The following is an 11,626-nucleotide window of genomic DNA, read 5'->3' on the forward strand; positions in this document are numbered from 1 at the left end:
ATGAGGCTGTGGAAAAGAATCGTTCTGACAGAGGAAGAGGAGAAAGAGGTTAAAGGCGGCAATGCGGCGTGATAAGCGATACGCGGTGGGCGAAGCAGCGCCGGACGGCAGGTGAACGCCGTCCGGCCTGAGTTCAGGCAGAGATCTGCTCGATGATGCGACCCTGCGCCATGCGCACGGCGCGATCGCACATGTGATCAATTACGTCGGGATCGTGGCTGACCAACACCATCGTCAGACCATCCTGCTGTTTAAGATCGTTGAGCAGGTTGAGGATCTCGGCCTGCACTGACATATCCAGCGCCGACGTCGGCTCATCCAGCAGCAGGATTTTCGGCTGCAACAGCAGGGCGCGCACGATAGCGACGCGCTGACGCTGACCGCCGGAGAGCTGATGCGGATAGCGATCTGCCAGCGCGGGATCGAGTCCGACGTGACGAAAACCCTGATCGATACGATCGTTGATGTTATCGCGTTTCAGCAGCATCAGCGGCTCCGCCAGCGTGCGACGCAGGCGGTGACGCGGATGCAGCGAGGCATAAGGATCCTGAAACACCATCTGCACTTCCTGACGCAGTGCGCCGGTAAAGGCTTTGCCCGGCTGAACCTCGTGACCGGCAAGCTGCATCTGGCCCTGCCAGTGGGGGTTCAGACCGGCCAGCACCCACAGCAGCGACGACTTGCCGCAGCCTGAAGGCCCTACCAGACCAAAACACTCGCCAGCGTTAACCTCCAGGTTGACCTCATGCACCACGGTGCGCAGTTCGTAACCCTGTTTGTGGGCAACGCTTAAATCCTTAAGCTTAATCATCACTCACCTCCAGCGCAGCGCGATCCAGCACCGGTAAAGCCTGTCCATGAGTCGCTTTGCCCGGGCGGCAGGCCCAAAGCGTGCGGGTATAGGGATGGGTCGCGCGCGGCAGATCGGCGGCGGGCAGCGTATCCAGCAACCGGCCTTTGTACATCACCATGACCCGCTCGCAATGTTCCGAGACCTGCTGCAAATCATGGCTGATCAGGAGCAGACCCATGTTGCGCGCTTCCACCAGACCGCGAATCAGCGCCAGCACCTGATCGCGCATGGCGTGATCCAGCGCGGAGGTCGGTTCATCGGCGATCAGGAAGTCAGGATCGGTGATCAGCGCAATCGCCAGCATCACGCGCTGGCCCATACCGCCAGAGAGCTGATGCGGGTACTGCTGCATCAGACGACGCGGATCGGGCAGGCCGACCGCATCCAGCATCTCGCACACCTTCTCTTTGCGCTCGGCACGACTCAGACGGCGATGCAGGATCAGCGGCTCTTCTACCTGCCAGCCAATGGTGCGCGTCGGGTTAAGGGCATATTTCGGGTCCTGCATCACCATCGCCACGCGGTTACCGCGCAGCTGGTTCCAGTAGCGCTCACTCAGCGTCAGCGCATTCTCACCGGCGACCTGAAGCTGGCTGGCCTGCAGATGCAGCGCGGGCGAGAGCAAGCCCATCAGACTGCGGGCGGTGAGTGACTTGCCGGAACCGGACTCACCGACCAGCGCCACACGTTCGCGGCCCACGGAAAAGCTGATGTTATCGACCAGCAGCGCATCATCGCTGCGAATGGTCAGCCCTTCGGCATGGAGCAGATTATTTTGCATGACGGGTATCCAGTCGGTCGCGCAGGCCATCGCCTGTCAGGTTAAAGGCCAGGCTGGCAAACAGAATGGCCGCGCCCGGTGCGGCAGCAACCCACCACTGATCGAAGATCACTTTACTGCCTTCGGCGACCATTGAACCCCATTCAGCCGTCGGCGGCTGCACGCCCATGCCGAGGAAGCCAAGACCGGCCGCGGCCAGGATAATCCCGCCCAGGCTCAGCGCGGCGCGAACCACCGCCGTCGGCATACAGAGCGGCAGGATATGACCGAACATCAGGCGAAAGCCCGTAATCCCCTGCATCCGCGCGGCGGCCAGGTAGTCGCTGCGGCGCAGCGCCAGCGTTTCAGCGCGCGCCTGACGGGCAAACGGCGGCCAGCTGGTCAGCGCCAGTGCCAGCGCACCGTTCATCAGGCCAGGGCCGAGAATCGCCACCAGCGCCAGCGCGATCACCAGGTTCGGCAGCGACAGGAAGATATCGGTAATGCGCATCAGCAGGCGTTCGGTCCAGCCGCCGACGTAACCGGCAGTGATGCCGATCAGCAGCCCGGCCGGAATGGTCAGCACCAGAATCAGCGACACCAGCAGCAGCGTAGGACGTGCGCCGTAAATTACGCGCGACAGCAGATCGCGGCCAAAGCCATCGGTGCCAAACCAGTGCTGCGCCGACGGTGCCAGCAGGCGGCTCGACATGGTCTGCATATTTGGGTCGAACGGCGCAATCAGCGGTGCCAGCAGCGCCATCAGGATAAGAATCGCCACCAGCGTCAGCCCAACGGTTAACGAGGTCACGCGTTGACGGCGACGGCGTGGTCGCAGCGTTTCGAGTTCAGAGAGTTGTTGCGTCATCGGGTTCTCGGATCGGTTAACCAGGTTAAAACATCCGCCAGGGCGTTAATCAGAATAAAGCAGCTGCCAATCAACAGGGTGGAGCCCAGAATCGCCGGCACATCGCCGGAGAACAGCGCATTGGTCATGTAGCGACCCACACCCGGCCAGGCGAAGACGGTTTCGGTCAGCACCGAACCTTCCAGCAGGGTGGCGTAGGAGAGGGCGATCACCGTAACCAGTGTGCCCAGCACGTTGGGGAAGATGTGGCGCAGCAGGATGCGAACCCGACCCGCGCCTTTGGCACGCGCCAGCACCACATACTCTTTGCTGCTCTCTTCCAGCAGCGCAGCACGCAGCAGACGGGTAATGCCCGCCATCGCCAGCAGGCCGAGGATCACCACCGGCAACCAGAGGTGCGCAATCGCGTTGCGGAACATCTCCGGTTCACCGGACAGCCAGCTGTCGATCAGCACAAAGCCGGTCTTCGGCTCCAGAGTATAAACCCAGATATCATCCAGCCGTCCCGGTCCGGCGGACCAGTGCAGCACCGCATAAAACAGCAGCAGGCCCAGCAGGCCGAGCCAGAACACCGGCACCGAGTAGCCCAGCAGCGAGATAAAGCGGGCGAGGTTATCGATCCAGCTGCCCGGTTTCCACGCCGCCAGCAGCGCCAGCGTGACGCCGAACACCACCGCGAAAATCATCGCGCAGGTCGCCAGCTCAATGGTGGCGGGGAAGGTGGTCATCAGGTCGCCACTCACTGACTGATTGGTCAGACGGGAGACGCCCAGATCGCCCTGCGCCAGATGTTCGATGTAGCGCCAGAACTGCATCAGCACCGGCTGGTCAAGCCCCAGGTCGTGACGCACCTGTTGATAGGTTGCTTCACTGGCGTGATCGCCGGCAATCTGCTGCACCGGGTCAATCGGCGAGAGATGCGACAGCATAAAGGTGAAGGCGAGCAGGCCAAGCAGCGTGACCAGCAGCGACAGCACGCTACCGATCAGCCGTCCGCCACGCTGCCAAAAAAGCCGGGCGAACCCGGCTGAAGGAACAGACTGTGCCATTACTTAGTGACCTGCGAGTAATACACCATGTCAGGGTTAATGCCCTGTACATAGCCTTTCAGGTTGTCGCGCAGGGCGATCAGGTTCTTCGCCTGCATGCCAATCACGTAAGGGGAGTTCTTCATCACTTCACGCTGCATCGCTTCATACAGCGCGATGCGCTTCTTCGGATCGCTTTCCGCAGTGGCCGCAATGACCTGCTTGTTCAGCTCAGGAATGTGCCAGTCTGAACGGAAGGCGATGGTTTTGCTGCCATCTTCCGGGTTGTAAGCAAACGAGGCGGCATTGGTGTTCGGATCGAAGTAGTCGGAGCCCCAGGCGTTCAGCGTCGCTTCATATTTATGCGCTTTCACGTTGGTTGAGACTTCGGAGCTCAGGCCGGGCACCACTTCCACTTTCACGCCAGCTTTGGCGAAGCTGCCCTGCAGCGCCTGCGCAATATCCAGATAAGGCGGCTGGTTGCTGGTGGAAAGTTTGAAGGTGACGTTGTTCAGGCCCGCTTTCTTCAGAATCGCTTTGGCTTTTTCCGGGTCGTAGCTGTATGGCGTGTCGTTGATTGCGCCCAGGAAGCCCTTCGGCAGGAAGCTCTGATGCACGTCGAACTGACCTTTCAGCAACTCATTAGCAATACCTTTGTAATCCCACAGGTAGCGTGCTGCTTCCCAGAAGGCCGGGTTCTTCATCGTCTCGTTCGCGCCGATGTTGAACTGGATGTAGTAGAGCGACGCCATTGGAATCGCTTCTGTCTTCACGCCAGGTTTGCCGTTTAGCGCAGCAATCTGATCGGCACCCAGGTTACGGGCGATATCGGCATCACCCTGTTCCAGCAGCAGACGACGCGCCGCCGGTTCCGGCACGTTCTTGATCAGGATGTTCTTCATTTTTGGCGCGCCCGCCGGTGAGGTCGGGTTGGCGCTGAGCAGCACCACCTGATGCATCACCACTTTACGGATCTGATACGGACCGCTACCCGCCGAGTGGGTTGCCAGCCAGGCGTTACCGAAATCGCCATTCTTCGCGTTCGCCATCGCGGTTTTTTCATCGACAATAGACGAGACCGGCGCAGAGAGCAGGCTCAGTACGTAAGTCGGGCTGACGTTGGCGGTCCAGCTGATCTGCACATGATTGTCGTCAACCTTCTTCAGGAAGCCATCGACGTTATCTTTGGTCCAGCCGAGCTGCGTCAGGATGAAAGAGGGATCGAGGTTCAGTTTCACCACGCGGCCCAGCGAGAAGATCACATCTTCCGGACGCAGCGGGTTACCGGTGGAGAATTTCGCATCTTTGCGCAGTTCAAAGGTCAGGCTGCGGTTGTCGCTGCCGGGCTGCCATGAGGTGGCCAGTGTCGGTTTCAGGTCCACCGGATTCTGCGGGTCAGACTGTACCAGACGCTGATAGATATTCGTAAAAGCCTGAACGCTGGTCAGTTCAAACCCTTTGGCCGGGTCGAAGCTGTCGGCGTCGTCGGTAGATTGGGCAATAACCAGCGTATCTTTAGGTGTTGCGGCCTGTGCTGTGAAAGCGGCAGCCAGCGTCAGCGCCAGCAGTGATGGAATTATAGTTTTCATGAAATTTCCTTGCCTCTAAAAAGTTACGCGAGTTTACGAAAGGGCCGATGCGAAGAATAGTCGAATATGGGCTAATCATATGTCAAAAGGTTATAAGGGTTAGGTTGTGGTTATAAGAAGATCGCCATGTTGTTACCGAAGCGGCAACCTGAGCAGAAACAAATCCTCAACGAAGCGGTCATTTATCTCTGAATCGCTTTACCCCAATATTCCTCTCTTTATAATAGCGGCAAATAACTTCAGGAGAATTCAGTTGGACAGTCACCCTAGATTAATTTTAATTCTGGCAAGCTGAATTTTCTCTGCTGCTTGCCAACCGGCGAGCAGCGATCCCCGCTTTAATTACCGATCGCGCTCCTTTTTTCTAATCCTGTTATCCACAGGAGTGTGCGTTATGCTGCTGTTTATCTTAGCCCTTTTTCCTCCACCCCGACTGGCGTAGCTCAGGCTGCGCCCGAACGCCGATATCAGACCTTTAAAACACAGCGCTTAACAGGCGTTACGTCATCCTGCGCGCGTTATTATTTTTCACGCAGGCGGAATAACGTCATTATTCCTGAAGGTCGCCTCATTAAATAACCCGGCCACGCCAGGTTTTATCCATGCACCTTATTTTTCGTGCAGGACAACTATTGCTTTAAATCAGGGAGATGTCGACATGAGCGACATGAAACTTGAACAGGTTGCGATCACCTCATCCGGCAACCGTAACGATAAAAAAAGTAAAAAAATATTTGCTGTCGCACAGCAGGCAGGCCAGCACGTCGAGATGACGCTGGCGAACCTGCGCAGTCAGCGTCAGGGTCTGACTCAGGCTGAAGCGGCGAAACGACTGGCCCTGTATGGCCGCAACGAAGTGGCACATGAGAAAGCACCACCGGCGCTGATTCAGCTGCTGATGGCGTTTAATAACCCGTTTATCTACGTCCTGCTGGTCCTGGCGCTGGTGAGCTTCTTTACCGACTATATATTGCCGCTGCGCGCCGGTCAGGAGACCGATCTCTCCGGCGTCATCATCATCTGCACCATGGTGATGCTGAGCGGGCTGCTGCGCTTCTGGCAGGAGTTTCGGACCAACCGTGCGGCGCAGGCGCTGCAGTCACTGGTTCGCAGCCAGGTTACCGTGCTGCGGCGGGAGCCCGGCAGTGAAACCGCGCAGCGTCAGGATGTAGATATGAGTGAGCTGGTGCCGGGCGACATTATTCTGCTCAGCACTGGCGATCAGGTGCCTGCCGATGTACGCCTGCTGAGTTCCCGCAATCTGTTTATCAGTGAAGCAGTGCTGACTGGGGAGTCGCTGCCGGTCGAGAAACACAGCAGCGATGCGGGTGTCGATGCCGAAGATCAGACCGCTCAGGAGCTGCTGGCGTCACCGAACATCTGCCTGATGGGCACCAGCGTGGCCAGCGGCACAGCCAGCGCCGTCGTCGTTGCGACCGGAGGCGAAACCTGGTTTGGTTCACTGGCCTCATCGCTGACCGGAAGTCGTCCACAGACTGCGTTTGACCGTGGGGTGAACAGCGTCAGCAAGCTGCTGATCCGCTTTATGCTGGTGATGGTCCCGGTGGTGCTGCTGATTAACGGCTTCACCAAAGGGGACTGGATGGATGCCACGCTGTTTGCTCTGGCGGTCGCGGTCGGGCTGACCCCGGAAATGCTGCCGATGATTGTCAGCGCTAATCTGGCCAAAGGCGCCATTGCGATGTCCCGGCGCAAAGTGATCGTCAAAAAGCTCAACGCCATTCAGAACCTGGGCGCGATGGATGTGCTCTGCACCGATAAAACCGGCACGCTGACCCAGGACACTATCCTGCTGGCGCATCATCTGGATGCGCAGGGCAGTGAAGATGAGCAGGTCCTGCTGCTGGCCTGGCTTAACAGTGGCAGCCAGAGTGGCGCAAAAAACCTGATGGACCGAGCCGTGCTCTGCGCAGGCGATAAAGTCATTTCACAGACTCAGCGCAGCCAGTATCAGCTGGTTGATGAGCTGCCGTTTGATTTTACCCGCCGTCGGGTGTCGGTGCTGGTGGAGGATCTGACACAGCATCGTTCACAACTGATCTGTAAAGGCGCAGTTGAAGAGATGCTGGCAGTCAGCGTTGCCGTGCGGCAGGGTGATGCGATCGTTGCACTGGATGCGGCACAGCGTGCGGCCCTGCTGGCGCAGACCGAACGCTATCATCAGCAGGGTTATCGCGTGCTGCTGGTGGCAACCCGTGATGGCGAGCTGCACGCGCCGCTCAGCGACAGTGATGAGCGCGATCTTGTTATCCAGGGCATGCTGACCTTCCGCGATCCACCGAAAGCCAGTGCCGGTAAGGCGATTAAAGCCCTGCGCGACAGTGGTGTAACGGTGAAAGTGCTGACCGGTGACAATCCGCTGGTGACGCTGCGGGTCTGTGCCGATGTCGGGCTGACCGATCCGGCGATGCTGACCGGCGATCAGATTGAGGCGATGAACGATGATGAACTGGCACTCGAAGCAGAGCGCTGCACCCTGTTTGCCCAGCTGACGCCGCTGCAGAAATCACGTCTGGTGCGCCTGATGCAGCAGAACGGTCACACTGTCGGATTCCTCGGCGATGGTATCAACGACGCGCCTGCCCTGCGGGCGGCTGACACCGGTATTTCTGTGGACAGCGCGGCGGATGTGGCGAAAGCCTCATCGGACATCATCCTGCTGGAGAAAGATCTTCAGGTGCTGAATGAGGGGGTACTCAAAGGACGCGAGACCTTTGGCAACATCATCAAGTATCTCAACATGACCGCCAGCTCCAACTTCGGCAACGTGTTCTCGCTGCTGGTGGCCAGTGCCTTTATTCCGTTTCTGCCGATGCTGTCGATTCATCTGCTGATTCAGAACCTGATGTATGACGTCTCCCAGCTGGCGCTGCCGTGGGACAAGGTTGACCGTGAGTTTCTGAATAAGCCGCGTAAATGGGATGCCGGCAATATTAAACGCTTCATGCTGTGGATGGGCCCGACGTCATCAATCTTTGACGTCACCACCTTTGCACTGATGTGGTTCGTGTTCGGTGCTAACCATGCAGGCGTGCAGTCGCTGTTCCAGTCTGGCTGGTTTATTGAGGGACTGCTGTCACAGACGCTGGTGGTACATATGCTGCGCACCCGGAAGATTCCGTTTATCCAGAGTCGTGCCACCTTACCGGTGATGCTGACTACGCTGGCGGTGATGGCGCTGGGCATCCTGATTCCGTTCTCACCGCTGGGTGCGATGGTCGGTCTGGTGCCGCTGCCATGGCAATATTTCCCCTGGCTGGTGCTGACGCTGTTCAGCTACTGCCTGGTGGCGCAGGGCATGAAACGTTTCTATATCCGTCGGTTTGGTCAGTGGTTCTAGGGAGGCGAAGATGAAAAAAGGCAGGCTCGATACGGTATTTATCGGCGTGATGATCATCGGCTTAACGCTGATTGCGCTGACGGTCGTCGTACGATGAGGGCATTGTAGTAGTGCGTTAGTGCAGAGGCAGCGAGATAACTCGCTGCTTTTTTCTAATCTTCGTCGCGCTCACGGCTGGCGCGCTGGCGCTCGTAGTATTCATCTTCTGCGGTGATGATCTCATCCATCAGCGAATCCATATCTACTACGCGCTCTTCTTCGACAAACTGTCCGGTCAGCGGCGTTTCCGGGGTCAGCTTGCCGTCTTCATAAAGTTGCCAGATCTCTTTGGCATAGCGCGTCTTCAGCAGCGCCGGAGCAAACTGACCGTAGTAGGACGTGATGTTGTCTACGTCACGTTCGAACATCGACTCAGCATGGTTATTGGCTGCCGCATCGACCGCCTGTGGCAGGTCAATAATCACCGGGCCTTGCTCGTCCAGCAGCACGTTGAACTCGGATAAGTCACCATGGACGATACCGGCACAGAGCATACGCACGATGTTGCGAATCATGGTGTGGAAGTCGGTAATCGCCTCCTCTTCGGAGAGCGTGACGTCACTGAGGCGCGGCGCAACGGAACCATTGGCGTCGGTCACCAGCTCCATCAGTAGCACACCGTCAATGCAGAGATAAGGCTGGGGCACGCGAACACCGGCATTAGCCAGGCGGAACAGGGCGTCCACTTCGGCAGTCTGCCAGGACTCCTCCTGCTGCTTACGGCCAAACTTCGTGCCTTTCTGCATGGCGCGGGCGTTACGGCTGTTGCGGGTTTTACGTCCTTCCTGATACTGCACCGCCTGCCTGAAGCTACGCTGGGTCGCTTCTTTATAAACTTTGGCGCACTGCACTTTACCGCCGCAAAGCACGGTATAGACGTCTGCTTCTTTGCCGCTTTTCAGCCGCTGCAGCACATCGTCAATGAGGCCGTCATCGACCAGGGGCTGGATTCTGTTTGGGATTTTCATGCGGCTTTATACCTTATTTCACCCGCTTTTCGTATCACTTTGCAATGATGGAAAACATTGGCCATAACTGAACAAAGTATCTGATTCTAACCTGGAAAGACGCGTTGTGGGGATGAACCTTGATGCGTTGCGCTTTTGACCTTTGTTTTATCATGAACAACGGATTAGGCGGGAGAGCAGGGCGGTTTTATCTGCCAGAGATTCGCTTTCTCACGGCACCGGGTAGCATCATGTCAGGAGATGTGCCTGAATATCAGGCGGATGCGGGCATAAAGGCCGAAATCCTGCTCACAGAATCCCGGCCTGCCTGCGGGATTACTTCAGGCCTTTAAGCACTTTAACCGTGCTTTCGATGTCGATCTCATCTTCGGAGAAGATCAGCGTCGTGCCCTGGAAGGTAGTCACCGCCAGCTTTTTCAGCGAGCGCATCTCACTGGCATTCGGGTCAGACTTCGGACGGATGTTATTCAGCAACAGGCCCACTGAGAGCACCGCGTTCTCTTTGTCGACACCGGCATCAACCGGGACGTCTTCGTTGTAAACCAGGTAAGACTTAATCGAGGTTATCTTCAGCCGCTCACCTGCGATATAGATGTATTTGCTGGTCGGTGCGACTTTCACCGCATAGGCGGACAAGCCTTTGTTGTTGGTGGTGGGTTCAAATGTCACCGCCGCATCTTTCTTAATCAGATCAGGATTGGCGACTTTAATCACATGAAAATAGCGGTTATCACCGTTTTCATCTTTGATAAAGCCAAAACCTTTATCTTCAAACCAGGTTGTGATCGTTCCGTTCATCGCCATTTTTGCCTGCTTAATCTACTCAGTTTTTTACAGCGCGCAGTGTAAAACACAATGCCTGCGCAGACTATATAAGTCTGGGTGATAATTTTCGATCGGGCAGCAAGGCTGGGGCGGGTGCCCGGCGCTGAGGTGAATGCGGTAGACAAAAAGGTTAACCGGCGGATGGCGCAACGCTCGTCTGCCGGTGCATATCTCTTACTCGTTGCCCCAGCGGTTCAGGAATTCGGCGATATCATCAATACGCTGCTCATCGATACCCGCTTCGCGCGCCATATCCTGCTGCGACTCTTCACTGATCTCTTCGTTATTCATCAGACGGGTGATCAGCAACTGAAAGTAATGCGCCAGCGGAGTACGTTCCGCTTCGCTGATCGGCTTAGCAGCCTCCGTCGCGTACTCATCTGCGACATCATAATATTTGAGAGAAATTTCGTTATCCATAAGGGGTCCGCAGAGTTGAGAGTAAGTAGCGACCGGATTCCGACCCGGCTTGTGGTGGTATTATTTCGTGTTTGGGCTGGGGCTGTAAAGGGGAACAGGATGCCCGATTCTGACTAGAGAACCAGCGGCGGAAGCTGTCTGAAGGTGCTGACTAAGCCTTCTCCCCAGCCTTTACGGATAGTACTGAAGTACGGGTGGTCTTCGGTAATGCGGTATTGCCGGGCATCGCTGTAGCTATCACAAGGGTAGATCATCACGTCGAGCGGCAGACCAACGGACAGATTGCTGCGCAGGGTCGAATCCAGTGAAATCAGCGCGCATTGCATCGCCTGCTCCAGAGACATGTCGTAGTGAAGCACCCGGTCGATGATCGGTTTGCCGTACTTGCTTTCACCAATCTGGAAATAGGGCGTATCACGGGTTGCTTCAATAAAATTACCCTGTGGGTAAATATGGAACAGACCCATCTCATCCCCATTGATTTGACCGCCGAGCAGCAGGTTGCAACTGAAGTCTGTCGTACTGCCATTCTGTTGTGCTTCACTGTCACGCTGGATGACCTCACGAACCGTCTCGCCGACCAGAGATGCGGCGTCGTAGAGGCTGGAGGCATTCAGCAGATTGGGGCAGTCGGCATTCCTGCTGCGGTGTCGCAACAGACTGATAATACTTTGCGTGGTCGCGAGATTGCCGGCAGTCTGAAGCACCAGCGTACGATCGCCATCCTGATGAAACACGTGCAGTTTACGGAAGGTGGAAATATGATCCACGCCAGCATTGGTGCGTGAATCGGATGCAAAGACCAGCCCGGATGACAGGCGCATGGCCACACAATAGGTCATACCACACTCCCCTCAAAAAAAGATTTGCACGCCATCAGCGTGCATGAAGTTTTCACCATCAGCAAGTCGCGAT

Annotated in this window: 11 protein-coding genes; 2 read left to right on the top strand and 9 right to left on the bottom strand. The window is 56.9% G+C overall.

Annotation, left to right across the window (positions count from 1 at the left end):
* Window positions 1-133: 133 nt before the first annotated feature.
* The 5 genes from QSK07_RS00140 to QSK07_RS00160 are packed head-to-tail and all read right to left on the bottom strand — an operon-like array spanning window position 134 to window position 5,098.
* Window positions 134-811, bottom strand: a complete 678-nt coding sequence (locus QSK07_RS00140) for an ABC transporter ATP-binding protein (RefSeq protein ID WP_285720132.1) — start codon at window positions 809-811, stop codon at window positions 134-136.
* The gene (locus tag QSK07_RS00145) at window positions 804-1,634 is read right to left on the bottom strand and encodes an ABC transporter ATP-binding protein (protein WP_285720133.1); all 831 of its coding nucleotides are present in this window, start codon (window positions 1,632-1,634) and stop codon (window positions 804-806) included. Before QSK07_RS00145 ends, QSK07_RS00140 begins: the two co-directional genes overlap by 8 nt.
* Window positions 1,624-2,481, bottom strand: coding sequence for an ABC transporter permease (locus tag QSK07_RS00150; protein ID WP_033733571.1), 858 nt, complete (start codon window positions 2,479-2,481; stop codon window positions 1,624-1,626). The genes QSK07_RS00145 and QSK07_RS00150 overlap by 11 nt, the downstream gene beginning before the upstream one ends.
* Entirely contained in the window at window positions 2,478-3,530 is a 1,053-nt protein-coding gene (locus QSK07_RS00155) for an ABC transporter permease (RefSeq protein WP_013358787.1), read from the bottom strand. The genes QSK07_RS00150 and QSK07_RS00155 overlap by 4 nt, the downstream gene beginning before the upstream one ends.
* Window positions 3,530-5,098: an ABC transporter substrate-binding protein gene (locus tag QSK07_RS00160; protein ID WP_033733569.1), complete on the bottom strand. Its 1,569-nt coding sequence runs from the start codon at window positions 5,096-5,098 to the stop codon at window positions 3,530-3,532. The genes QSK07_RS00155 and QSK07_RS00160 overlap by 1 nt, the downstream gene beginning before the upstream one ends.
* A gap of 658 nt (window positions 5,099-5,756) precedes the next feature.
* Here QSK07_RS00160 and mgtA point away from each other — a divergent pair.
* Together mgtA and mgtU are read left to right on the top strand one after the other, a co-directional pair.
* Complete coding sequence (gene mgtA, locus QSK07_RS00165; protein WP_285720134.1) at window positions 5,757-8,459, top strand: magnesium-translocating P-type ATPase; 2,703 nt, start codon at window positions 5,757-5,759, stop codon at window positions 8,457-8,459.
* 10 nt (window positions 8,460-8,469) lie between these two features.
* Complete coding sequence (gene mgtU / locus QSK07_RS22805) at window positions 8,470-8,556, top strand: magnesium transporter protection protein MgtU (RefSeq protein WP_352230957.1); 87 nt, start codon at window positions 8,470-8,472, stop codon at window positions 8,554-8,556.
* A gap of 55 nt (window positions 8,557-8,611) precedes the next feature.
* Here mgtU and QSK07_RS00170 read toward each other — a convergent pair whose 3' ends face one another.
* The 4 genes from QSK07_RS00170 to QSK07_RS00185 all read right to left on the bottom strand — a co-directional run bounded on the left by QSK07_RS00170 (window position 8,612) and on the right by QSK07_RS00185 (window position 11,553).
* Window positions 8,612-9,466, bottom strand: coding sequence for a PA4780 family RIO1-like protein kinase (locus QSK07_RS00170; protein ID WP_275222873.1), 855 nt, complete (start codon window positions 9,464-9,466; stop codon window positions 8,612-8,614).
* 315 nt (window positions 9,467-9,781) lie between these two features.
* Window positions 9,782-10,270, bottom strand: coding sequence for a cold-shock protein (locus QSK07_RS00175; protein WP_013358783.1), 489 nt, complete (start codon window positions 10,268-10,270; stop codon window positions 9,782-9,784).
* Between the two features lie 195 nt (window positions 10,271-10,465).
* Window positions 10,466-10,711 (bottom strand): DUF2543 family protein, encoded by a 246-nt coding sequence (locus QSK07_RS00180; RefSeq protein ID WP_285720135.1) that lies wholly within the window; start codon window positions 10,709-10,711, stop codon window positions 10,466-10,468.
* Window positions 10,712-10,824: 113 nt separating this feature from the next.
* Complete coding sequence (locus QSK07_RS00185) at window positions 10,825-11,553, bottom strand: proteasome-type protease (protein WP_275222878.1); 729 nt, start codon at window positions 11,551-11,553, stop codon at window positions 10,825-10,827.
* Window positions 11,554-11,626: the final 73 nt, after the last annotated feature.

This window comes from Pantoea sp. QMID4 (genome assembly GCF_030270445.1).
GTDB lineage: Bacteria > Pseudomonadota > Gammaproteobacteria > Enterobacterales > Enterobacteriaceae > Pantoea > Pantoea vagans.

Coding starts and splice junctions, on each gene's coding strand:
- QSK07_RS00140 (WP_285720132.1), bottom strand. CDS start 811: ATGATTAAGCTTAAGGATTTAAGCGTTGCCCACAAACAGGGTTACGAA.
- QSK07_RS00150 (WP_033733571.1), bottom strand. CDS start 2,481: ATGACGCAACAACTCTCTGAACTCGAAACGCTGCGACCACGCCGTCGC.
- QSK07_RS00170 (WP_275222873.1), bottom strand. CDS start 9,466: ATGAAAATCCCAAACAGAATCCAGCCCCTGGTCGATGACGGCCTCATT.
- QSK07_RS00145 (WP_285720133.1), bottom strand. CDS start 1,634: ATGCAAAATAATCTGCTCCATGCCGAAGGGCTGACCATTCGCAGCGAT.
- QSK07_RS00180 (WP_285720135.1), bottom strand. CDS start 10,711: ATGGATAACGAAATTTCTCTCAAATATTATGATGTCGCAGATGAGTAC.
- mgtU (WP_352230957.1), top strand. CDS start 8,470: ATGAAAAAAGGCAGGCTCGATACGGTATTTATCGGCGTGATGATCATC.
- QSK07_RS00155 (WP_013358787.1), bottom strand. CDS start 3,530: ATGGCACAGTCTGTTCCTTCAGCCGGGTTCGCCCGGCTTTTTTGGCAG.
- QSK07_RS00175 (WP_013358783.1), bottom strand. CDS start 10,270: ATGGCGATGAACGGAACGATCACAACCTGGTTTGAAGATAAAGGTTTT.
- QSK07_RS00185 (WP_275222878.1), bottom strand. CDS start 11,553: ATGACCTATTGTGTGGCCATGCGCCTGTCATCCGGGCTGGTCTTTGCA.
- QSK07_RS00160 (WP_033733569.1), bottom strand. CDS start 5,098: ATGAAAACTATAATTCCATCACTGCTGGCGCTGACGCTGGCTGCCGCT.
- mgtA (WP_285720134.1), top strand. CDS start 5,757: ATGAGCGACATGAAACTTGAACAGGTTGCGATCACCTCATCCGGCAAC.